General features: G+C 65.1%; 20 protein-coding genes. 10 read left to right on the top strand and 10 right to left on the bottom strand.

All coding sequences use genetic code 11. The annotated features are described in order from the left end of the window. Positions 1 to 68 precede the first annotated feature (68 nt). Positions 69 to 1,523, bottom strand: coding sequence for a CCA tRNA nucleotidyltransferase (locus ACZI8W_RS06545; RefSeq protein ID WP_463367684.1), 1,455 nt, complete (start codon positions 1,521 to 1,523; stop codon positions 69 to 71). Between the two features lie 75 nt (positions 1,524 to 1,598). On the opposite strand from ACZI8W_RS06545, the gene ACZI8W_RS06540 reads away from it, so the two are divergent. The 8 genes from ACZI8W_RS06540 to ACZI8W_RS06505 all read left to right on the top strand — a co-directional run bounded on the left by ACZI8W_RS06540 (position 1,599) and on the right by ACZI8W_RS06505 (position 12,818). After that, positions 1,599 to 2,204 carry an NUDIX hydrolase gene (locus ACZI8W_RS06540; RefSeq protein WP_463367683.1) on the top strand — a complete coding sequence of 202 codons (606 nt, stop codon included), beginning with the start codon at positions 1,599 to 1,601 and terminating at the stop codon, positions 2,202 to 2,204. Next, positions 2,201 to 4,576 (top strand): glycoprotein, encoded by a 2,376-nt coding sequence (locus ACZI8W_RS06535; protein WP_463367682.1) that lies wholly within the window; start codon positions 2,201 to 2,203, stop codon positions 4,574 to 4,576. Before ACZI8W_RS06540 ends, ACZI8W_RS06535 begins: the two co-directional genes overlap by 4 nt. Continuing rightward, entirely contained in the window at positions 4,573 to 8,523 is a 3,951-nt protein-coding gene (gene murJ, locus ACZI8W_RS06530) for a murein biosynthesis integral membrane protein MurJ (protein WP_463367681.1), read from the top strand. Before ACZI8W_RS06535 ends, murJ begins: the two co-directional genes overlap by 4 nt. 51 nt (positions 8,524 to 8,574) lie before the next feature. Then, on the top strand, positions 8,575 to 9,174 hold the full coding sequence (gene sigM, locus ACZI8W_RS06525) for an RNA polymerase sigma factor SigM (RefSeq protein ID WP_463367680.1): 600 nt from the start codon (positions 8,575 to 8,577) through the stop codon (positions 9,172 to 9,174). Between the two features lie 54 nt (positions 9,175 to 9,228). Further along, a complete protein-coding gene (locus ACZI8W_RS06520) occupies positions 9,229 to 9,972 on the top strand; it encodes a hypothetical protein (RefSeq protein WP_463367679.1) in 744 nt (247 codons plus the stop codon). A 195-nt stretch (positions 9,973 to 10,167) separates the two neighbouring features. Next, positions 10,168 to 11,133: a thioredoxin-disulfide reductase gene (trxB, locus tag ACZI8W_RS06515; RefSeq protein WP_463367678.1), complete on the top strand. Its 966-nt coding sequence runs from the start codon at positions 10,168 to 10,170 to the stop codon at positions 11,131 to 11,133. 61 nt (positions 11,134 to 11,194) lie between these two features. Continuing rightward, positions 11,195 to 11,518, top strand: coding sequence for a thioredoxin (gene trxA, locus ACZI8W_RS06510; RefSeq protein ID WP_463367677.1), 324 nt, complete (start codon positions 11,195 to 11,197; stop codon positions 11,516 to 11,518). Positions 11,519 to 11,639: 121 nt separating this feature from the next. Next, on the top strand, positions 11,640 to 12,818 hold the full coding sequence (locus ACZI8W_RS06505) for an N-acetylmuramoyl-L-alanine amidase (protein WP_463367676.1): 1,179 nt from the start codon (positions 11,640 to 11,642) through the stop codon (positions 12,816 to 12,818). Between the two features lie 68 nt (positions 12,819 to 12,886). On the opposite strand, the gene ACZI8W_RS06500 is transcribed toward ACZI8W_RS06505, so the two are convergent. The 9 genes from ACZI8W_RS06500 to rpmH form a co-directional block, all read right to left on the bottom strand. Beyond that, positions 12,887 to 13,579 carry a GNAT family N-acetyltransferase gene (locus ACZI8W_RS06500; protein WP_463367675.1) on the bottom strand — a complete coding sequence of 231 codons (693 nt, stop codon included), beginning with the start codon at positions 13,577 to 13,579 and terminating at the stop codon, positions 12,887 to 12,889. Between the two features lie 55 nt (positions 13,580 to 13,634). After that, a complete protein-coding gene (locus ACZI8W_RS06495) occupies positions 13,635 to 14,855 on the bottom strand; it encodes a ParB/RepB/Spo0J family partition protein (RefSeq protein WP_463367674.1) in 1,221 nt (406 codons plus the stop codon). Continuing rightward, on the bottom strand, positions 14,852 to 15,826 hold the full coding sequence (locus ACZI8W_RS06490; RefSeq protein WP_463367673.1) for a ParA family protein: 975 nt from the start codon (positions 15,824 to 15,826) through the stop codon (positions 14,852 to 14,854). The genes ACZI8W_RS06495 and ACZI8W_RS06490 overlap by 4 nt, the downstream gene beginning before the upstream one ends. Positions 15,827 to 16,396: 570 nt before the next feature. Next, positions 16,397 to 17,077, bottom strand: a complete 681-nt coding sequence (gene rsmG, locus ACZI8W_RS06485; protein WP_463367672.1) for a 16S rRNA (guanine(527)-N(7))-methyltransferase RsmG — start codon at positions 17,075 to 17,077, stop codon at positions 16,397 to 16,399. Between the two features lie 111 nt (positions 17,078 to 17,188). Continuing rightward, entirely contained in the window at positions 17,189 to 17,731 is a 543-nt protein-coding gene (locus ACZI8W_RS06480; RefSeq protein WP_463367671.1) for a Jag family protein, read from the bottom strand. 22 nt (positions 17,732 to 17,753) lie between these two features. Then, on the bottom strand, positions 17,754 to 18,866 hold the full coding sequence (gene yidC, locus ACZI8W_RS06475) for a membrane protein insertase YidC (protein WP_463367670.1): 1,113 nt from the start codon (positions 18,864 to 18,866) through the stop codon (positions 17,754 to 17,756). Between the two features lie 70 nt (positions 18,867 to 18,936). Further along, complete coding sequence (yidD, locus tag ACZI8W_RS06470) at positions 18,937 to 19,218, bottom strand: membrane protein insertion efficiency factor YidD (protein ID WP_463367669.1); 282 nt, start codon at positions 19,216 to 19,218, stop codon at positions 18,937 to 18,939. Then, a complete protein-coding gene (rnpA, locus tag ACZI8W_RS06465; RefSeq protein WP_463367668.1) occupies positions 19,215 to 19,589 on the bottom strand; it encodes a ribonuclease P protein component in 375 nt (124 codons plus the stop codon). The genes yidD and rnpA overlap by 4 nt, the downstream gene beginning before the upstream one ends. 21 nt (positions 19,590 to 19,610) lie before the next feature. Beyond that, entirely contained in the window at positions 19,611 to 19,754 is a 144-nt protein-coding gene (gene rpmH / locus ACZI8W_RS06460; protein WP_040744549.1) for a 50S ribosomal protein L34, read from the bottom strand. Positions 19,755 to 20,224: 470 nt separating this feature from the next. Here rpmH and dnaA point away from each other — a divergent pair, with 470 nt between their 5' ends. Both dnaA and dnaN read left to right on the top strand, forming a co-directional pair. Next, the gene (gene dnaA, locus ACZI8W_RS06455) at positions 20,225 to 21,871 is read left to right on the top strand and encodes a chromosomal replication initiator protein DnaA (RefSeq protein ID WP_463367667.1); all 1,647 of its coding nucleotides are present in this window, start codon (positions 20,225 to 20,227) and stop codon (positions 21,869 to 21,871) included. A 561-nt stretch (positions 21,872 to 22,432) separates the two neighbouring features. Further along, positions 22,433 to 23,617 (top strand): DNA polymerase III subunit beta, encoded by a 1,185-nt coding sequence (gene dnaN / locus ACZI8W_RS06450; RefSeq protein ID WP_463367666.1) that lies wholly within the window; start codon positions 22,433 to 22,435, stop codon positions 23,615 to 23,617. Positions 23,618 to 23,632: the final 15 nt, after the last annotated feature.

Raw genomic sequence — 23,632 nt, 5'->3', positions numbered from 1 at the left:
CTGTGACATCTGGCTCACCGAGCCGTGCCGCAGGTGTGAGGAGACAGAAACACGTCTGCCGTCGATGCTCACGCCTTCGACTGCTGCTCCCACCACGTCAGGAGTTCGGTCTCCGCCTCGTCCCGCTCGAGCGGCCCGCGGTCGAGGCGCAGGTCCTTGAGGAACCTCCACGCCTCCCCGACCTGTGGGCCTGCGGAGATTCCGAGCAGTTCCATGATCGCGTTGCCGTCGAGATCCGGACGGACCCGCGCGAGGTCTTCCTGCTCGGCGATCGCAGCGATGCGATGCTCGAGATCGTCGTAGGTGGCCTGCAGCGATGCGGCACGACGCTTGTTTCGGGTGGTGCAGTCGGCACGCACGAGCTTGTGGAGCTTGGGCAGGAGATGCCCGGCATCGTGCACATAGCGACGCACAGCCGAGTCCGTCCACTGCCCCTTGCCGTACCCGTGGAACCGCAGATGCAAGAACACGAGCTGACCGACGTCCTCCACCATCTGCTTGGAGTATTTCAGCGCCCGCATCCGTCTGCGAACGAGTTTCGCGCCGACCACCTCGTGGTGGTGGAAGCTCACGCCGCCGCCCGGCTCGTTGCGTTTGGTGCCGGGCTTGCCGATGTCGTGGAGGAGCGCCGCCCAGCGCAGCACCAGATCGGGGTCGCCGTCCTCGAGGTCGATCGCCTGCCTCAGGACGGTCAGCGAATGCCAGTACACATCCTTGTGCTGGTGATGCTCGTCGATCTCGAGTTTCATCGCCGGTACCTCCGGGAGCACGCGCTGCGCAAGGCCCGTTTCGACCATGATGTCGATGCCCTCGACCGGATAGGTGCCGAGTATCAACTTGTCGAGTTCGGCCTGGACTCGTTCGGCGCTGATCCGAAGGATCTCGTCGGCCATCTGCGTGATTGCCGTGCGCACACGCTCGGTGAGGGTGAACCCGAGTTGCGACACGAACCGCGCGCCGCGCAGCATCCGCAGCGGGTCGTCATGGAAGGAGTCCTCGGGCAGCGCCGGTGTGTCGAGCACCCCCGCCACCAGCGCATCCATCCCCCCTAGAGGGTCGACGAACTCGCCGGCGCCGTCCGGTCCGATGCGGATCGCCATCGCGTTGACGGTGAAGTCGCGACGCACCAGATCGTCCTCGAGCCGGGTGCCGTATTCGACGAGGGGATGACGCGTGACGCGATCGTAGGCGTCGCTGCGGAACGTGGTGATCTCGATCTGTTCAGAGCCCTTCGACGCACTCACTGTCCCGAAGTCGATACCGGTGTCCCACTGGTGATCGACCCATCCGCGTAGTAGTTCCTGCACGAGCTCGGGGCGGGCGTCGGTGGTGAAGTCGAGATCGGTGCCCAATCTCCCCAGCACGGCGTCGCGGACACTGCCGCCCACCAGGTACAGCTCGTACCCTGCCTCGGCAAACCGCGCCCCGAGCGGGGCCAGGACATCCGACAGCGCGCGCAGTGTCGAGTCGGCGCCCGCGAGCAGTCGGGCGCGGCGATCGGCGTCCGTAGTGGGAGAGTTCACGCCTTCGGACTTTACCGAGCGGCCCCTGCGCGTGGTCGAACCGGCACAGTGGCCGTTACAACTACTATCGATCAGGTGTCACCTGCAGAACGCGCCAACCGCAACCGCCGCAATCCGCGGCGGCGCGGTTCGGGCGGCACATCACCGGTGCGCAGCGGTGCGGCTGCCTCAGGTTCGACGCCACACGTGCGGATGCGGACCGTACGGGAGACATCAGCGGGTGGTCTCGTCGTCGACGGTCTCGGCGGCCCACCTGACAAACTGTGCGCTGCGCTGATCGGCCGCACGGACCGCCGCGGACGCCTGCTGTGGTCGCTGCCGAAGGGTCACATCGAGAAGGGCGAGACAGCCGAACAGACCGCAATGCGCGAGGTCCACGAGGAGACCGGTGTGCGCAGCAAGGTCCTCGTCGAACTCGGCAGCATCGACTACTGGTTCGTGACCGAAGGGCGCCGCGTCCACAAGACCGTGCACCACTATCTCCTCCGCTATCTCGGCGGTGAACTCTCCGACGCCGACATCGAAGTCACCGAGGTGGCATGGGTACCGCTCACCGAGTTGCGGACGCGGCTCGCCTACGCCGACGAACGCAAACTCGCCGACATCGCCGATCAGCTCATCGCCGACATCGACCCCGACTGGCTGAAAGACGCCGACGATCCGGGGGCCGCGCTCGGATGACGGTGGTGCTCTCTCGGACCGGCGCCGCGGTCCTCGCTGTGCTCGCGCTGGTCCTCGTAACGCTGGGCGGGCCGATTCCGGGTGCCGCAACCGCACAGACAACCGACGAACCGCGGTTTCTCCGGCTCGACATCGACGAGGTCACCCCGTCTGCCGTGTCGCTGACCAGCGATCCGGTGGTGTCGGTGACCGGCACCGTCACCAATATCGGCGATCGCGACGTCGAAGACATCTGGGTGCGGTTGCAACGCGCACAGGCCGTCCCGGATTCGGCGACCCTGCGCAGCGCATTGACGCTGGACCAGACGGGATACGACACGGTCGGAGAGTTCGAGGTGGTCAGCGATCGCCTCTCGCAAGGGGAGACGGAGGAGTTCACACTCGAACTGCCGTTGCGCTCCGATCTCGTCCCTTCCCTGAACATCGCCGCCCCCGGCGTGTACCCGTTGCTCGTCAACGTCAACGGTGTCCCCGAGTACGGCGGCCAGGCGCGTCTCGACGACGCCCGGTTCCTGCTTCCCGTCCTCGGCGTACCCGCCGCCGACGAAATTGGCACCGGCACGAGCGGGCCTACCTCGCTGGGGGGCACGTCCGCCGGGGTCGGCGGGAAGGATTTCCCTGCGGTACCGCCCGAGAGATCGACTCCTGTCGCAACGACCGTGCTGTGGCCGCTCGCCGATCGTCCCCGGATCGCGGCGGGGGTGCCCGGATCGGCGACCGATCCGGTCCGGCTCGTCGATGACGAACTGGCGACCTCCCTCGCCGAGGGGGGCCGACTCGACGGCCTGCTCCGTATCGCGGAAGACGCGATGGACAACGACGCGCGAGTCGGGGAGGCGATGTGTCTCGCGATCGACCCGGATCTGCTGGTCACGGTCACAAATATCACCCGGAACTACCTGGTGGTGGCCGACCCCGCCGATCCGCTCGGCGACGCACGGCCCGGCACGGGTACCGACGCGGCGATCGCATGGCTCGAACGGCTGCGCGCCCTGTCTGCGCGGATGTGCACCACCGCGGTGCCGTACGCCCAGGTAGATCTGACGGCACTCGCCGAGACCGACAGCGCAGCGCTGATCGAATCCGCACTCGAGTCACCCACCGCAATCATCGATTCGACCCTCGGCACCACCTCGGTGGGCTCGGTGATCTGGCCAGACTCCGGCGTGCTCACCGAAAAGGCCGGTTCGATGATCGCGGCGAACGGGCCGGTGACCGCGCTGCTCGCCGACGGCGCCGTCCAGAAAACGGATCCCGGTGCAACAGCTGTCCGTGTGAGTGGTGTGGACGGCCTGACCGCGGGGCTGTTCGACAGCGCCGCCGGCGCCGCGTTGGCCGCTATGGGCGACGAACCGCAGACCCCGTCGTACGTGCCTGCCGCGTCGCGCTACACCCTCACCGACGATTCGACGACGGCCCGGCTCCAGGACGCACTCGGCGCGATCGCCTGGCCTGCCCTGACGTCGTCGTCGGAGTCGGCACCGTCGGCCCGACCGACTTCGGTGGTGCTCGCGCCACCGCAACTGTGGTCGGCATCGGCCGACGATGCCGCTCAGGCCTTGTCCATGGTGTCGACCCTGATGAAATCGGGGCTCGCGACGCCGCAGCCGTTCCAGGCGATGATCGACGCTGCTGCGGCGACCGGCAGCGACCCGGCAGCGTCGCTGCTGACGTACCCGGAGCAGGCGGTCACCGATGGTGCACCCGCGTCGGTGGTGCACGAGGCCTCGGCGCAGATGCCGCGTCTCGACGGACTCGAGGAAGCCTTCGTCGAGGATCCTCAGGCTCAGCTGACGCCGAACGCATACACCGCACCGCTGCGGAACGACATGCTGCGCTCGATGACGTTGGCCGGACGACGCGGTACCGATCCGGACGCCGCCGCAGCAGCTGCCGAACGGCGGGCGACGGAAGCCCGTGAGGCCGTCGACCAGATGTTCGATTCGGTTTCGGTACTCGCACCGGGCGGCGTCTTCACCCTCACGTCGGAACAGAGCCCGCTGCTGCTGGTGGCCCGCAACGATCTACCCGTGGGCATCACCGTCCGGCTGCATGTGGATGTGCCCAACGCCATGGACATCACCGACATCGGACCCACCCAGCTTCCTCCGCGCGGGAGCCGCACACTCACGGTGCCGGCGGAGATCAGCGACTCGAGGAAGATCGAGGTCGAGTTCGCGCTCACGACCGAGTCCGGTCTGCCACTCGGCAGCCCCACGCAGGTCACGGTACGTTCCAATGCGTACGGCCAGGTCCTCGCCATCGTTACGGGCTGCGCGGGAGCGCTCCTGTTGTTCCTGGCGGGGCGGCGACTTCTGCACCGGTTCCGGGGGGAGCCGGATCCGGCCGATGAAGGATATGGAGAGCAATGACCGGGAACCCCACCCGCACCGGTACCGGGGGCGCTACCGGTCGCAGTGAACCCCAGGGACCTGAGCAGCTTCAGGGTCCGACGACGTCCCCGGACATCACCGGGCCGGCGCGGTCCCGCAAGCCCCAGAGCCTGCTCGCTGCGACCGGGTCGATCGCGATAGCCACCCTGATCAGCCGCGTCACGGGCTTCCTCAAGCAGCTGCTCATCCTCACGCTGCTCGGCGCGGGAGTCGCGAGTTCGTTCACGGTTGCGCACCAGATCCCGAATATGATTTCCGAGCTCGTGCTCGGTGCGGTGCTCACCTCGATCGTGGTGCCGGTACTCGTCCGCGCCGAACGGGACGACCCCGACGGTGGCGAGGCGTTCATCCGGCGGTTGTTCACTGCCGCGCTGGTGCTGCTCGGCACCGCGACACTGCTCGCTGTCGCAGCAGCCCCGCTCTTGACGACCCACGTCTTCCTCGATGATTCGGGTGAGGTCTCGACGTCGCTGACCACGGCACTGTCCTACCTGTTGCTGCCGGCGATCGTCTTCTACGGCATGTCAGGCCTGTTCACGGGCATCCTCAACACCCGGCAGGTATTCAAGCCCGGTGCGTGGGCACCGGTGCTGAACAACGTGGTCGTGCTGTCCGTACTCGTTCTGTACTACCTCACGCCCGGTGAGATCACCCTCGACCCGGTACGGATGAGCGACCCGAAACTACTGATTCTCGGGATCGGTGTGCTCCTCGGCGTGATCACCCAGGCCATGAGTCTGGTCCCCGCGCTGCGCCGGGAAGGAATCAACCTCAAACCCCTGTGGGGACTCGACGACCGGCTCCGCCAATTCGGCGGTATGGCCGCGGCGATCATCATGTATGTCCTGATCAGCCAGGCCGGAATGGTCTTCGCAACCCGGGTGTCGTCGGGGGCCGACGAGGCCGGTCCGGCCATCTACAACAATGCGTGGCTGCTCCTGCAGTTGCCGTACGGCGTGCTGGGCGTCACGGTGCTCACCGCGATCATGCCCCGACTGAGCCGCAACGCAGCCGACGGCGACACCCCCGCCGTCGTCGACGATCTTTCCGTCGCGACCCGCCTGACGATGATCTCGCTGATACCCATCGTCACCTTCCTCACGATCGCCGGCCCGCAGATCGGCGCCGCGTTGTACGGCTACGGCAACTTCGGTGGCGCGAACGCCGAACTGCTCGGCCAGGCAGTGAGCTGGTCGGCGTTCACACTCATCCCGTACTCGCTCGTGCTGATCCACCTCCGGGTGTTCTACGCACGAGAGCAGGCGTGGACACCCACGTGGATCATCCTGGGCATCACCGCGGTCAAGATCGGGTTGTCGGCGCTCGCGCCCGTCATCGCGAGAGACGGCAGTCAGGTCGTCGTGCTCCTCGGTGTCGCGACCGGTGTGGCGTTCACGGTCGGCGCGTTCATCGGCGGATTCCTGCTGCATCGCACGCTCGGCGACCTGCAGATGGCGAATGTCGGGCGGACGGTCTGGCATGTGGTGTTCTCGTCGGCTGCCGCTGCGGTGGTGGTACTGCTCGCCGACAGGCTGCTGCAGCTCGACGCACTGAGCGAGCGCTTCGGCGGTATCGGTTCCTTCGTGAGAGTCGGGATCACGGGGGTACTCATGGTCCTGGTCGCACTTGTCGGCATGTGGTTGCTGAAGGTTCCCGAGATCCTCTCGATCGAAGCGATGGTCCGGCGCAAGGTGAGTGCGCTGCGCGGTGGTGCACCGGACGACACCCCAGAATCCGCTGGTGCGGGTATCGGTCCGACAACACCGACACCGACCGGGCCGTTGCCCGTTCCCCGCCGCTACGACTACCCCGAAACCGACGTGGAACGCACCGTGGTGCTGCCACGTATCGACTACGGGGAGTACGGCGTAGGGCCGTACGACGCGATCACCGAGGTCATTCCCGCGGTTCGGGACTTGCCCCATCCCATCGATGGACGGCAGCAACTCCCGTACCCTGGTCAACAGATTCGACCCGGACGGCGTGGACCGCGATACTTCGCGGCTCCCGGCGATCCCCGTCTCCGTACACAGGGTGGACGAGTCGACAACGAAGGAGTAAGGGTGAGCGACGACCACGCTGCCGGTAAGTCCGCGCTCGAATCGGCAAACCGGGACGACACCGGCTCCGCCGCCCTCGATGGCGCGAAGGACGCCGCCGGTAAGTCGGGCACAGCGAACCGCACTTCTGCACCCGGGGCCCAAAAACCGGGGGCCCAGAATCCCGGGACACAGCAACCCCGGACACAGCAACCCGAGACCACTCCGCCTCGCGATCCCCACACCGAAACCGGCGTCATCCCGATCGGTTCGCCGCAGCTGCCGCCGGTCCGCGTGCCGGGCAGCACACCTCGGCGCACGATGCGCGGCCCCGAACTCATCGCGGGCGCATCGGTAGCGGGCGGACGCTACCGACTGCTCGCACCTCACGGTGGAGCACGAGGACTGCGATTCTGGCAGGCACTCGACGTCAAGCTCGACCGTGAAGTGGCTCTGACATTCGTCGACGCCGACCAACGGGCCTCCGATTCCACCGGACCCGACTCGCCTCAAGCCGTGCTGTCGCGCTCGCTCCGGCTCGGACGCGTCAACTCGCCGGGTCTCGCGCGTGTCCTCGACGTCGTGCGCGGTAGCTCGGGCGGCATCGTGGTCGCCGAGTGGACTCCGGGCCGGTCGCTGAAGGAGATGTCGACCACCGAGCCGTCACCGATCGGTGCTGCGCGTGCAGTTCGGGCACTTGCCGCAGCGGCCGAGGCCACGCACCGCGGTGGCAGTGCCTTGTCGATCGATCATCCCGACCGGATCCGCATCAGTGTCGCAGGCGACGCAGTGCTCGCGTTCCCTGCCACGTTCTCCGACGCCGACGCGATCTCCGACGTCCACGGTCTCGGCGCGACCCTGTACGGGCTCATCACCGGTCGCTGGCCGATCGACGAACCCCGGAACCCCGGTGCCCCCAAGGCGACTCCTGCGCGCAGTGGCGGCACGGTCGGCGGGATGCCGCTCGCCGCGCGCGGTTCCGACGGTGCCCTCGTCGAGCCACGCGCGATCCGTCCTGACGTGCCGTTCGAGATCTCCGCGGTCGCAGTCCGCGCGTTGTCCACCGACGGCGGCATTCGGACGGCCGCGACGGTGCAGCACATCCTCGACCAGGCGTCGGTGGTCGATCAGAAGACCGACATGATCCCGGCGTTGCGGCTCGGGCAGCGCACGGCAGCTACAGAGAACCACGCCCTCGCCGACCCGGAAGCGCTCGCCCAGAAGAAGAAACACTCCGAGCGGATGCTCATGGCGCTCGTGGGCCTCGGCATCGTCACCGTGATCATCCTCGCGTTGATCGGCTGGTGGATCACCAGCCTTCTTGCCGGCGATACCAGCGACGCACCGTTGACCAGCCAGGAATTCGGTCTTACGCCGACATCCGAGGCGCCGGTGACACCGGGTGAGGGCACCGGCGAGGCGGCAGCCCCACCGGCTCCGGTAGCCGCCGGACCGGTCGCCGCCGCGTCGGTAGCGGTGTTTTCTCCGCAGGGCACCCCCGATTCTCCCGCGACCGCGTCGCAGGCCATCGACGGTGACCCGAGCACGGAGTGGAGTACCGACGCCTATTTCGATCCTTTTCCGTCGTTGAAGAACGGTGTGGGCCTGCTGGTCACGCTCGCCGACACCTCCACGTTGTCGTCGGTTACCGTCACCACCGACACCCCCGGCACGGTACTCGAGGTACGCAGTGCACCGTCGGCCCAGTCATCGCTGGACCAGACCCAGGTGATCGGTTCGGCCACACTGGGTTCGGGGGAAACCGAGATTCCGGTCGAGTCCACGGGGGGGACCTCGCATGTGCTGCTGTGGATCACCGATCTGAGCGCCAGCGGAGGTAGTCACCAAAGCTCGATCTCCGAGGTCACCTTCACCGCCGCAGAGTAGGATCCTCGCGCACGACGCGGATTCATCCGACAAATCGGATACCATCCGCGCGTGCGAATTTTCGGGGGGATCGCAAAAATCGCTGTGCCCGACACCGGAGAGATGTCGGATGCAGAGTTGCTGTGGGCGCATGTCGGCGGGGACAGATACGCGTTCGGGATGTTGGTGTCGAGACACCGCGACCACCTGTGGCATGTGGCCAAGCGCACGAGCTACTCGGACGAGGACGCAGCCGACGCATTGCAGGACGCAATGCTCTCGGCCCACCGGATGGCCGCCACGTATCGGAACGATGCCGCAGTGCGCAGCTGGCTGCACTCCATCGTCGTCAACGCATGCCTGGATCGCATCCGCCGCAACCGAGTCCGTCCGATCGCTACCCGTTATCCCGACGACGTCGAACAGATCCGCGACGAACACGATCGGATATCCGATTTCGAGATCACCCTCGATGTCGAGGCCGCATTGTTCGCGCTCCCATCCGATCAACGCGCCGCAGTGGTCGCCGTCGATGTCGAGGGCTATTCGGTGAAGGAGGCGGCCCGCAGACTCGGTGTCCCCGAGGGCACGATCAAGAGCCGTTGCGCACGCGGCCGAAAGAAACTTGCCGTGGTTCTCGACGACCTACGTTTCCGAGGGAACCGATCGTGAACCGCGTACGTCCTACTCTGGTGAGGGCACCCGAGTCGCCGAGGAGAACTGCGCATGAACGAGGACGAGTTTCCACGTCCGCCGTACTCCGACGACCTGCTCGCTGATCTCCACGCGGGGGTACTGGACGACGAACTCGCCGAGCAGCTGTGGCCGCTCGTGCGACAGGACAGCGCAGCCATGGCTGTGATCGACCGGCTCGACGCCGTCCAGGCGCGGCTACGCGCCTGGGGTGAGGAAGGCTTACGGGGTGAGAAGGCCACCCCCGAACCGATACCGCGCGAGGTAGCAGCGCGTCTCGACGCGACGATGCACAGTCTCGGACGACACCACACTCTCGGACGACACCACGGCCGACCACGCCGCGACCGACGAATCCTTGCGGCAGCGTGTATCGGTGCCGCGGCAACCCTCGCAGTCGTATTCGCTCTCGTTTTCCGCGGTGTCGGTGCCGCAGACGAGACCGTCGGACCGCCGCTCGCATCCGATGCCGTGTCGTCACGAGATGATCACCGGCCCGGGGAGAATGCACTCACTCCGGCGTCCCTGCGAGCAATCGCCGGCTCCACCGGACTCGGGCCGCTGTCCGAAGAGCAACGGTTACGAGACTGCCTGTCGATGAACGGGTTCCATCCGGACAGCCCGATTCTCGGGTCACGTGAGATTCGGGTGGGCGACTCGGATGCCGTCGCGATCCTGCTCGGCGGACCGCAGGCGCCGCAGATCACGGCGCTCGTAGTGGGCACCCGATGCGGGGCGGATGATCCCGCGACGATCCAGGTCGAGGTTCTGGGATGATGCCGGCCTGATCGAGTATTTCGGGGGCCGCCTCCGGAGGTCGTCGCGACGACTGTGGTGTGTGGCACGGCAAACAGGGAACAACACCGTTTACCCTGGTGTTGATACTTGACGTTCGGCCGTGGCCCCACCTGCACGGACGACTGTGGCCGCTGACTGCGTCCCCACCACAGCACACGACCCCGGAAGGCTCGCATGACGACTTCGCCCACGATCCACGACCTCATCATCGTCGGCTCGGGACCGGCCGGATACACCGCGTCGATCTACGCGGCTCGTGCCGAACTCTCCCCGCTCGTGTTCGAAGGAACCCAGTTCGGCGGCGAACTGATGACCACCACCGAGGTCGAGAATTTCCCAGGCTTCCGCGAAGGCATCATGGGACCCGAGCTGATGGATCAGATGCGCGAACAGGCCCTCCGCTTCGGAGCCGACATCCGCACCGAAGACGTCGAGGACATGAACCTGACCGGCACCATCAAGACTGTCGTCGCGAACGGCGCAACCTACAGCGCCCGCGCTGTCATTCTCGCGATGGGCGCCGAGCCGCGCTACCTCGGGGTGCCGGGGGAGGAGAAGCTACTCGGCCGCGGCGTCTCCGCCTGTGCCACATGCGACGGTTTCTTCTTCCGGGATCAGGACATCGCCGTCGTCGGTGGTGGCGACTCCGCGATGGAAGAGGCTACCTTTCTCACCCGCTTCGCGCGCAGCGTCACGCTCATCCACCGCCGCGACGAGTTCCGCGCGTCGAAGATCATGCTCGAACGTGCACGCGCGAACGAGAAGATCCGCTTCCTCACCAACGCTGCCGTCGCCGAGGTCCAGGGCGAGAACAGCGTCACCAACCTCGTGATCGAAGACACCGTGACGGGTGAGCGCAGCGATCTCGCCGTGACCGGTCTGTTCGTCGCTGTCGGACACGACCCGCGGAGCTCGCTGGTCGCCGGTCAGGTCGATCTCGACGACGAAGGTTATGTGCGGGTCTCTGCCCCGGGCACCGCCACCTCCGCGCCCGGTGTCTTCGCTGCGGGCGACCTCGTCGACCACACCTACCGTCAGGCAATCACCGCCGCAGGTACAGGATGCTCCGCCTCCATCGATGCCGAGCGCTGGCTCGTCGCCAACCGCGAGGCGACCGAGCCGGTCGCTGCCCCTGCCTGAGTATCCCCGCCTGAGTATCCCTCGCTCCGTTCCTACCCCCGTCACTGCACAGGAGAACACCATGGCAAACACCGTCAAGATCACCGACTCGTCGTTCGTCGAAGACGTACTGCAGGCCGACAAGCCTGTGCTCGTCGACTTCTGGGCGACGTGGTGCGGTCCCTGCAAGATGGTTGCCCCGGTTCTCGAGGAGATCGCCGGTGAGCACGGCGAGAAGCTGACCGTCGCCAAGCTCGATATCGACGCCAATCCGTCGGCGGCTCGCGACTACCAGGTGATGTCGATTCCCACCATGATCCTGTTCTCCGGCGGCAAGCCCGTGAAGACGATCGTCGGCGCAAAGGGCAAGGCGGCGTTGCTCCGGGAACTCGACGAAGTTCTGTAGTAACGTCCCAGGATCGACCGCGCGCCCGTGAGCATCGACCTCGCGCGCATCTGAGACAATTCCGTCGATGCTGCCCCGCGCGTGCTGGGCACTCCGGTCAGCACGGAAAGGCCCCCGACACATGCGCCCTCTTCGTCACGGCGACCACGGTCCTGCTGTCGCAGAGATCCGGAACACACTGGCCGGATTAGGGTTTCTCCACGGAGGATCAGAACCCGCCGACGAGTGGGTCGGCTCCGACGTCGTCTTCGATCACGAGCTCGACGGCGCCTTGCGCGCATTCCAGCAACAACGTGGTCTGCTCGTCGACGGCGTAGTCGGCCCCGCAACATACCGGGCACTCAAGGAAGCGTCCTATCGGCTCGGTGCCCGCACCTTGATCTATCAATTGTCTGCGCCTCTCTACGGGGACGACGTGGCGGCACTGCAGAGACGTCTGCAGGATCTCGGGTTCTACGTGGATCGGGTCGACGGATATTTCGGCCCCCGAACCCACGCGGGACTCAGCTCCTTCCAGAAAGAGATCGGTCTCGCACCCGACGGAATCTGCGGGCCCGAGACCCTGCGGGCACTCGATCTCCTCGGTACGCGTGTCTCCGGTGGGTCGCCGCATGCCATCAGTGAGGAAGAGATCGTCCGACGGTCGGGTCCTCAGCTCAGCGGTAAGCGGATCGTCATCGATCCGGGCCGCGGTGGCGACAACCACGGGATCATCGTCCGCAGCCCGCACGGCACCATCTCCGAGGCAGACATTCTGTGGGATCTTGCACGCCGGCTCGAGGGACGCATGGCCGCCACCGGCATGGAGACCTTCCTGTCGCGGCCGTATCACGCCAACCCCACCGACATCGAACGCGCCGGTACGTCCAACGCGTTCGGCGCCGACCTGATGATCTCGCTGCGCTGCGATGCGAGTTCCAACCCGTCGGCGAGCGGAATCGCCAGCTTCCACTATGGCAATTCGCACGGCTCCGAATCGATGATCGGGCAGGTCCTCACCGGATACATTCAGCGCGAGATCGTGGCACGCACACCTCTCCAGGATTGCCGCAGCCACGGACGGACCTGGGATCTGCTGCGGCTGACGAACATGCCGACTATTCAGATCGATCTCGGATACCTCACCAATGCACACGACGCCATGACGCTCGCCGACCCACGCCACCGCGACACGATCGCTGAAGCAGTGCTCATTGCCGTGAAGCGTCTCTACCTGCTCGGTCAGGACGACCAGCCGACCGGCACGTACACCTTTGCCGAGTTGCTCGCCGAGGAGTTGTCGATCACCGAGACGCGCTGAGTCTCACTCCGCACGAAAGAACGGGCCGCCTCGGTGAGGGGGCCCGTTCTTCATCTGGGTGGGGGAGCCTACCGGACTCCCACCGACGCCCTGCCCGCGAGATCCTCGACGGTGATCGACGCCGCCTCGATCAGCCGGTCCAACGCCGCCTCGACCTCTTCCTTCCACCCGTGGTCGCGATCCAGTTCGAGCCGCAGGCGCGGGAAACGGTGATGCGGCGCGACCACGTCGAACCCCATGTCCTCGAGGAAATCGGCGGAGATCATGCACTCGGAAGGGGAGCACGTGTCGGCTGCCGTCGCGGAGGGAATGTCGCCGATCGCGTCGGCCTCGGTATCCCCTCTGATCCCGAACGCTTCGAGCGCACGCACATTCCGCCGCACGAGATCTGCCACGACGGCACGGACGAGGCCGGTACCCACATCGAACCCTTCGGCGTGCGGCTCGATCCGCATGGTCGTCAAGAGGATCGCGTCGGCACTCACCGGCGCGGTGGGAAGCAACTGCGCGCGGGGCACCATACTGGGCGGGGCGTAGAACGCACACGCGGAAACCTTCTCGTCGACGGTTGCGATCTGCGCGCACGACCCCCACTGCAACATGACCGTCGACAGCCACGCTTCCTTCTCGAACCGCGGGTCAACGTATTCACGCGCCTCGTCGACGGTGTCGGGGTCCATCTCCCAGAACACACACCGCCGGGGGTGCCGCGGCAACCGATCGATACCACTCAATGCGAGCGGCGAGATTCGTGTCGACACGAGATTCCTTCGCCTCCACCTCTGGTCTAGACAGTCGTCCTGCTCCGGCGGGGAGTCAAGAAGGATTCTGCTGGGCGCCCGATTTCTGCGCTTCCATCAGGGTCACGATGCGCTCGAGATCGTCGACCGATCCGAACTCGACCACGATCTTGCCCTTCCGCTTTCCGAGGCTGACGGTGACGCGGGTGTCGAACGACGACGACAACCGCTCGGCGACGTCCTGCAATCCGGGCATCTGGATCGGCTTCCGTCTTGCAGGCGCCGCCACATCTGGCGTCCCGGAACGATTCGCCAGGACGACAGCTTCCTCGGTGGCGCGCACCGACATGCCTTCCGCCACGATCCGAGCGGCAAGCACTTCCTGGGCATCCGCTCCCGCTTCGAGGGAGAGCAGTGCACGGGCATGGCCGGCCGACAGCACGCCCGCCGCGACGCGACGCTGCACGGCGATGGGGAGTTTGAGGAGCCGGATCATGTTCGTGACCACCGGACGCGAACGGCCGATGCGTGCGGCGAGTTCCTCGTGGGTGACTTCAAACTCCTCGAGCAGCTGCTGATACGCAGCGGCCTCTTCGAGCGGGTTGAGCTGCACGCGGTGAATGTTCTCGAGGAGTGCATCGCGAAGGAGTGCGTCGTCCTCGGTGTCGCGGACGATGGCGGAGATGGTCCCGAGCTCGGCCTGCTGCGCGGCACGCCACCGCCGCTCGCCCATGATGAGCTGGAACCGGTCGCCGACCGCGTCATCGCCACCGGCTTCGCCGTCGATCCGACGCACGACGATCGGCTGCATGAGTCCGAACTCGCGGATCGAGTGCACGAGCTCGCCCAGCGCCTCTTCGTCGAAGACCTGGCGCGGCTGCTTCGGGTTCGCTTCGATGCGATCGATCGGGATCTCGAGGTACACCGCCCCGGTGGGGGAGGGGAGGGGCTCGGTCACATCCGGGTTCTCCGCCGTCGGCGCATCCGGGCCGGGCGTGGTCGATTCAGGACCCGGCGATTCCGGAGTGCCCGACTCTGCACTCCCGTTTGCGGCCGGTCTACCGTCGCCGATGATCACATCGGCCGCTGCCGTCCCGAGACCCGACGGGGAGATCGTGAGCCCGGAGATACCCTCCGGGCGACGCGTGAACGTCGTCTTGATCAGCGGTGGCTTCTTCTCGGCAGCGGAGGTGGTGCCCGTCGCGGCTGCAGCATCGTCGGGTGTCTCGACGGGTGGGCCCGTCGGGATCAATGCCGCCAAACCGCGCCCTAGTCCGCCCTTGCGTGTCGCACTCATCGGTTCCCCTGGTTGTCCTGAAGCCCACGTGCCGCCAACTCACGCCCTGCATCGAGGTAGCTCATTGCACCGCGCGAACCTGGATCGTAGTCGAGAACGGTGGTTCCGTACCCGGGAGCCTCGGAGACCTTCACGCTGCGCGGGATCACCGACCGGAGGACTGCGTCACCGAAGTGCTGACGGACCTCGGCTGCGACCTGGTCTGCAAGCTTGGTCCGACCGTCGTACATCGTCAGGAGAACCGTCGACACGTGCAGTTCGGGATTGAGGTGCGACTGCACGAGCTCGATGTTGCGGAGCAGTTGACCGACCCCCTCGAGCGCGTAGTACTCGCACTGGATGGGAATGAGGACTTCCTTCGCAGCGACGAGCGCATTCACTGTGAGCAACCCGAGTGAGGGCGGGCAGTCGATGATGATGTAGTCGTAATCGCGGTCGCCGAGGGCTTGCTTCGTGACCGCGTTTCGGAGCCGGTTCTCGCGGGCCACCATCGAGACGAGTTCGATCTCGGCGCCTGCCAGGTCGATCGTCGCCGGAATGCAGAAGAGCCGATCACTGTGCGGACTCTGCTGCACTGCATCGGCGGCGCTCTCGTCACCGAGCAGAATCTCGTAGCTCGACGCGACTCCGGAATGGTGTGGCACGCCCAATGCCGTGCTCGCGTTGCCTTGGGGATCGAGATCGATGACGAGGACGGTGAGCCCCTGAACCGCGAGGGCGGCGGCAAGGTTGACGGCCGTCGTCGTCTTACCGACTCCACCTTTTTGATTCGCAATGGTGAGGACACGACGTTCACGGGGCTTGGGGAGCGCGGTCGCCTCACTGGGGTGCAGTACCTGACTCGCACGATGCGCAGCCGCGCCGATCGGAGTGTCCATCGACGGGAAGCTGTCGACCGGAACCGGAAAGAAGTCGTCGTCGCTCGAAGCTTCGGTTTCACGTGAAACAGCGGATTCAGATCCACCCGACATAGAACGCTCCTTAAGACGTAGATCCGCTCGGTTCGCACGCTACATCCTTCATGCGTCCGACACTCGCTGTGCGCGGTGGCGGCAGAGGACGACGTGAACACCCAAGGGGGTGGTGCTCTAGCTCGGATCCGTGGACGCACATCCCGACGCGTGCCGCGTGCCCACTTCTCCGCTCGCGATCAAGTATGACAAAAGAATTCTCAGAAGTGACGACGACACCTCGCCCCCGATGTTTCACGTGAAACGTGCTCGACGTTTCACGTGAAACATCGGTGCTACGAGACCGGCTTTCCGCCCAGCTTCACCTCGTCGACAGCCCGGATCTACCTCTCATCGAAAACCCTTGCATAGAAACGCGATTGGATCTCCGTATCGCCAAAAAGATTTCGTACCACCGCATTCGAGCGAATCCTGCAGATTCATTCCAACCGGGCAACTAGTTGTCACAGTGACGAAACGTCCCTGGGTAGCAAGCACGACTCGTCAACATCGTTCTGCGCTGTACGATCGGACACCTGAGGCTCAGCCCGACCCCCGCCACGGGGGAGATCCGGTGTCACGCGAAGCTGGTCAACGCTTACGTCGCCGACGCTGAGGCTTCGCGATCCGTTCGGCCTTCACCACAACCGTCGGAACCTCGAGGAGATCGGCGCCGCACTCGAGTACCTCGAGGTTTCCTGCACCCAGCCCTGCAAGCTCGGCGCGATCACGCTCGATCTCCTCGGCCACGGAGCTTCCCTTGAGCGCAAGCATCCGGCCACCTTCGTGGATGAGCGGCAACGACCACTTGGCGAGCTTCGCGAGTGGAGCCACCGCCCGCGACGTCACCACATCGGCGCCGCCCGCTTCCTGCACCACACCGGGTTGCTCCGCACGGCCGCGCACCACGAGCACGTTCTCGAGTCCGTGCGTTTCGACGAACTCCGCGAGATACACAGAACGTCGCAGCAACGGCTCGACGAGTGTCACCCGAAGGTCGGGGCGGGCGATGGCAAGCGGGATCCCCGGAAGACCGGCACCACTGCCGACATCCACGACACTCTCGTCCTCTTCGATCAATTCACCGAGGACGGCGCAGTTGAGGATGTGTCGCTCCCACAATCGCGGAACCTCCCGGGGCCCGATGAGTCCGCGTTCCACACCATCAGTCGACAACGACTCGTGGTAGCGCTGCGCGATGTCGAATCGGTCGCCGAAGATGCGGTGGGCGACTGCGAGAAGGTCGGACTCTTCGTGTTCCACGTGAAACATCCTCTCCCGTGAACGGGTGGTGAAACAAACGACAGCCCAGCCGTGCCGCCCCCGCAGATGAGAAAAGAGGAGCCCGGGCCGGCCGGACTCCTCTTCGAAAACGGATACCGATCACTCTCGGATGATCACGACTCGCCGGTTGGGCTCGGCGCCCTCGCTCTCGCTGGACACACCCTCGATCTGTGCCACGGCGTCGTGCACGATCTTCCGTTCGAACGGTGTCATGGGGGCCAGTTCCTCGCGCTCACCCGAGTCGAGGACCCGCTTCGCCGCCGACGCACCGAGAGCACTCAGTTCCGACCTCTTACCCGCGCGCCAGCCCGCTACATCGAGCATCAGCTTGCTGCGTTCACCGGTACTCTGCTGCACGGCCAGACGGGTGAGTTCTTGAAGTGCATCCAGAACCTCACCGCTCCGACCCACGAGCTTGGACAGATCCTTGCCTCCGTCGATGCTGACCACCGCGCGGTCGCCCTCGACATCCAGGTCGATATCGCCATCGAAGTCGAGCACGTCGAGCAACTGTTCGAGATAGTCGCCGGCGATCTCACCCTCTTCGATCAGGTCATCATCGTCGTCCGCACCGAGTTCTGCATCCCGCGGCTCGGTGGTCACCTCGAGGTCGTCCTGCACCTTGTCCAGGTCACTGGCCATATTCAGCTCTCTTCTACTTCGGTCAGCGCCGCTTGCGCTTGGAGTTCTTGGGCCGGCTACCGGGCTTCGGTGTGCTTGGACCGGAAGCCTTCCCGCTGCCCTGGGTATCGGTCTTCTTCAGCGACACATCTCCGGTCTGTGCCGTGGTGTCGTCACCCGCGGAATCCCCGGGCGCAGAGTCCGCATCCGCTGCTGCGGCGGCAACCGCGCCGCCTTTTTTCTTCTTCTTGGTCGGGCGTGCCCCGGGCTTGGGTGCGTTCTCGTTCCGGCGTGCGAGTGCCTCCTGGCGCTTCTCTTCTTCTTCGCGGTCGATCCTGCGGAAGACGAGGTGCTGCTGACCGTAGGTCCAGACGTTGTTGCTCACCCAGTAGAGAAGGATCGCGATGGGAAGGAACGGGCCACCCACCATCACGCCGAGCGGGAACACGTACAACGCGAGCTTGTTCATGATCGCGGCCTGTGGCGCAGCCGCAGCCTGTGCACTCTGCCGTGCCACCGACGCACGCGAGTTGAAATGGGTGGCGATACCGGCGATCACCATGAGCGGAATTGCCACCACCGCAATATCAATGCGCGACGGCAGCTCGCCGCCGTCGACGGTGAAGGCCTGAAGCGATTCGATCGGCTGGGTGATCCACGACGAAATCGGAGCATTGAAAATACGTGCGCTGAGGAACGACTGGACATCGTCCGGGCTGAACGCGTAGTTGCCGAGTTGTGCGTTCTCCTCGGGTGTCAGACCGAGTTGCCCGAAGCCGGTACCGGTGCGGTTGAACGACCGGAGCACATGGAACAACCCGATGAACACCGGCACCTGCAACAGCATCGGCAGGCAGCCCATCAGCGGATTGAAGCCATGCTCCTTCTGCAGCTTCTGCATCTCGGTGGCTTGCCGCTGACGATCATTCGAGTACTTCTTCTGCAGCGCCTTGATCTGCGGCTGCAGCTCCTGCATCTGACGCGTCGTACGAACCTGCTTCACGAACGGCTTGTACAGGATGGCTCGAAGCGTGAAGACGAGGAAGACCACGGACAGCGTCCAGGTCAACCCGCTGTCGGGCGCCAACACGAACGAGAAGGCTTTGTGCCAGACCCACAGGATCCAAGACACGGGATAGTAGATGAAGTCGAGCACGGCTCTAGGTACTCCTCTGGTCGTCCATGATCGTCACGCAGCGGCGTCGGTCTTAAGGTCTTGGCGCCGCTCAGGTTCCCGCTCGGGACGGTCGGTGTCGGCGCTCAGTCACCGGATCCCAACCACCAGGGTGCCAGGGGCCACACTTGAGCAGTCTCACAGCCGTCAGTACAGATCCGACGACGACACCCCGCATTCGAAGCGCGTCGACCGCGTATTCGCTGCAGGTGGGGAAAAATCGACAGGTCGGCATCCGAGTGGGTGATACATAGACGCGGTAGAGCTCGATGCAGAAGATCAGTGACCGCGCCGGTGCAGTTCGCAGCGCACCACCCCAACCGGACCGGTTCATTGCTGCTCCCCGCTCCCGAGAACCCCGAGGCGCATCAATCCGGAGCGGACCTGCCGCTCGAGATCGCGAGACTCCGCTGTAGCCGCTCCCGGCAGCGCACGCAACACGACATCGGTGCCTTCAGGAATCAACTCGACGAGCTCCACGCAGATATGACGAAGCCGGCGTGCGACTCGATGTCGAATCACCGCCGGCCCGACAGCCTTACTCACGACGAGTCCGAAACGAGGACCGTCCACACCATTCACCACGAAATCCGGCGACCGAGAAAGTGCGTGAACTACAAGATCTCGACGCCCCTGACGACGACCACGACGCACAGCTTCGGAGAACTCCGAGCGGCGCCGCAATCGATACGGCTCAGGTAACACCCCGAGCTCCCGGTAACAGGATCAGGCGGTGAGGGAAGCGCGGCCCTTACGGCGACGCGCTGTCACGATGGCGCGGCCCGCACGGGTCCGCATCCGGAGACGGAAGCCGTGAACGCGCGCGCGGCGTCGGTTGTTCGGCTGGAACGTCCGCTTGCCCTTGGCCACGGTCAACACTCCTCGATAATCTGCGGCACCAGCGGTGCCACTTGGTCCAACGTTTACGGAATTTCGCATGACCCGCACGCTGCAACACAGCACGGACCAGCCACTGCAGTACGAGTGACTGTTCGAGGCTACGCGGGTCCGAGCGCGAAATCAAACCGCGATGGCGTGTATCGCGCAACACGACACGCCGATCCGAATTTTATCGATCCCACCCCAGACGCCACGTGACCGCGGTCACTGTGCGGTACGCTTCCCCCATGGCGTCGAGGGGGATCGCTGTTACTCGGCTACCGTGTGCCACGCTGGGTTCACGACTGGCCACCGCGGCATGCATTCGCCGATGACCAATGCAGTTGCACTCTGTACACAACTCGAGCATTCATCCCCAACCCGACCGGGCGATTCCCCCGGTTGTCCACACCTGTGGATAATCATGTGGAAATCCGGTCGACTCTGTGGGAGGAAGCTTCGTGAACGACGAGCCTAACGCGCTTGCCGATGTGTGGGCGGACGTCGTTTCCGAGCTCACCGTGGACAACGGTGAACTGTCCAAGAGTCAGAAAGCATGGCTCAACCTGGTAAAACCCATCACCCTCGCCCAGGGCTTCGCACTGCTCTCGGTGCCGTCCACACTGGCACAGCAATCGATCGAACGTGACTTGCGTGAGCCCATCTTGCGGGTGCTCACCCGCAACCTCGGTCAGGGTGTGGAAGGCCTCGGCGTTCGCGTGGAACCCCGCGAACGGGTCGACGACCCCGCCGAGGACCCCTACGCCGAACCGCGCGACACCTTGCCCCTCGAGGGGTTGCCGACAGAACCCGCAACACGCGAAGTCAAGACCCGCGACACCGCACGTCGCGACACCGAACCCAGGCCACGGCGCGCGCTCCGCGACACGATGCCCTCCGGCGACGGTCGAGATCCCTATCATCGCCGTTTCGGACCCGGATACGATCACGAGCCTCTCGAACCCGACCACGGGGATGTCGACGAAGTCGACGACGATCACGAGGCGCTCACCGCGGTGCGCGAGTCGTGGCCGTCGTACTTCACCCAGCCCCCGCCTCCCGAAATGCCGACCATCGGCAGCAGCCTCAACGCGAAGTACACGTTCGACACCTTCGTCATCGGTGCGTCGAACCGTTTTGCACACGCTGCCGCTGTGGCGATCGCAGAAGCGCCGGCACGCGCCTACAATCCCCTTTTCATCTGGGGTGCATCCGGCCTCGGCAAGACACATCTCCTGCACGCCGCAGGACACTACGCACAGCGACTCTTCCCCGGGATGCGGGTGAAGTACGTCTCGACGGAAGAGTTCACGAACGACTTCATCAACAGCCTGCGTGACGACCGCAAGGTCGCGTTCAAGCGCCGATACCGCGAGACGGACATCCTCCTCGTCGACGACATCCAGTTCATCGAGGGCAAAGAAGGCATCCAGGAAGAGTTCTTCCACACCTTCAACACTCTCCACAACGCGAACAAGCAGATCGTCGTCTCCTCGGACCGTCCGCCCAAGCAGCTGGCCACGCTCGAGGAACGGCTGCGGACCCGGTTCGAGTGGGGGCTGATCACCGACGTCCAGCCACCCGAACTCGAGACGCGCATCGCCATCCTCAGCAAGAAGGCACGGATGGACGGCCTGGACGTGCCCCACGATGTGCTCGAGCTCATCGCCAGCCGGATCGAGCGCAACATCCGCGAACTCGAGGGCGCACTCATCCGGGTCACGGCATTCGCCTCCCTCAACAGGCAGCCGCTCGACCTGACTCTCGCCGAAGTGGTGCTGCGCGACCTGATGCCCGATTCGACGGCACTCGAGGTCAACGCCTCGACGATCATGGCGGTGTGCGCCGAGTACTTCGGTATCTCGATCGACGACCTGTGCGGGCCGGGCAAGGCACGCCCGTTGGCCCAGTCCAGGCAGATCGCGATGTATCTGTGCCGTGAGCTCACAGACCTGTCGCTACCCAAGATCGGCCAGACTTTCGGACGCGACCACACCACAGTCATGTACGCGGACAAGAAGATTCGCAAGGAAATGGCGGAACGACGCAAGATTTACGACCAGGTGCAAGAGCTCACAGCCCGTATCAAGCAGCGCTCGAAACGGTAGCGGAGGCACTCCGCAAGAGCATGCCCGAATCGGGAGCGTCGACGCGACGCTCCCGATTCTTTTCGGTCCACAGCCTGTGGGTAACCCACCGATTCCGTCTCGCATCTCGAGAAGGCAGTCACTCCCACACTTGTGGACAAGGGTGTGCAGAACGTGGGATCTTTGTGGACGAACGGTGGACAGAAGTAGAACAGTCTCGAGGAGTCCACATTCATCCTCGAGAATTCCTCGAGTTCATCCTCGAGTGGGACCCCCTCGAGAAGGCCACCCCACCAGCCTAGACGGTTGTTGGTCCACAGATTCCACAGGACCTATTACTACTTCTGTGAGTTCTTCTCAGAAATACTCTTTCAAAACAGGTGTGTGGATCCCTCGAGTCCACAGGCCCTCGGGTCGTGTCCTCGAAGGCGATGTCCGGCTTTCCAAGCGGAGCTCGAACGCCTACCGTGGAGCAGCAACCCCGACGCCGAGTGGTGGAGTCGCCGAGCGGTGAAGTCGGGGCCGTGTGTCAGACTCGTCGGACTTGTCGATGACCACGATCGAGAGAGGATCCCCCGGGCGATGGAGCTTGGAAGCATGAAGTTTCGTGTTGCTCGCGAGGACTTCGCCGACTCTGTCGCATGGGTGGCACGAAGCCTCCCGTCGCGCCCACCGGTTCCGGTGCTCGGCGGAGTGCTGCTCGGCGCCGAGGAACAGGGCCTGACCGTCTCGGGCTTCGACTACGAGGTCTCGGCGCAGGTGCACGTCCCCGCAGAGATCATCACTCCGGGTAAGGTGCTCGTGTCGGGCAAACTGCTTGCCGACATCACCCGCGCCCTCCCCAACAAGCCGGTGGATGTCGTCCTCGACGGCACCCGGGTGCTCATCACCTGCGGTAGCGCGAAGTTCTCCCTGCCGACGATGCCGGTCGAGGACTACCCCCAACTACCCGAGCTCCCGCAGCAGACGGGGGCGCTGTCGGGCGATCTGTTCGCCGAGGCGATCGGTCAGGTCGCAGTTGCATCCGGCAAGGACGACACCCTTCCGATGCTCACCGGCATCCGCGTCGAGATCGAGGGCACCGACATGGTGCTCGCCGCCACCGATCGTTTCCGGCTCGCGGTGCGTACGCTCGAGTGGATGCCCACCGGTGAGAGCACCAACTCGGCCGTGCTGGTGCCTGCCAAGACCCTGTCCGAAGCTGCGAAAACTGTTGGTGGAGCGTCTAGTCCGGTTGTCCAGTTGGCACTCGGCAGTGGCTCTTCCATCGGTGCCGACGGTCTGCTCGGCATCGTCGCAGATGGCCGCCGCACCACCACGCGTCTTCTCGACGCCGAATTCCCCAAGTTTCGGCAGTTGCTCCCGAACGAGCACACCGCGATGGCCACGGTCGAGATCGCGCCTCTGGTCGAGGCGATCAAGCGTGTCGCTCTGGTCGCCGAACGCGGTGCTCAGGTCCGCCTCGAATTCAGCGAGGGCAGCGTGCTGCTCTCGGCCGGTGGCGACGACGCAGGACGAGCCGAGGAATCGCATCCGGCCGAGTTCCTCGGCGAACCGATGGTCATCGCATTCAACCCGGGCTACCTACTCGATGGTCTGACGTCGATGCACACCGACAGGGTGTCGTTCGGGTTCACCACGTCGAGTCGCCCGGCCGTGCTGCGTCCGGCCACCGACGAGGAACCCGTCCCCGACGAGTCGGGTACGTTCGCTGCCCCCGACAGCGCCTACACCTACCTCTTGATGCCGGTGCGTCTGCCCGGCTGACCGGCGAGCAGAAAG

The organism is Rhodococcus ruitaii (genome assembly GCF_055230935.1).
Note: the sequence above shows the minus strand (reverse complement) of the source record. Positions and strands in the feature narration are given on the sequence as shown.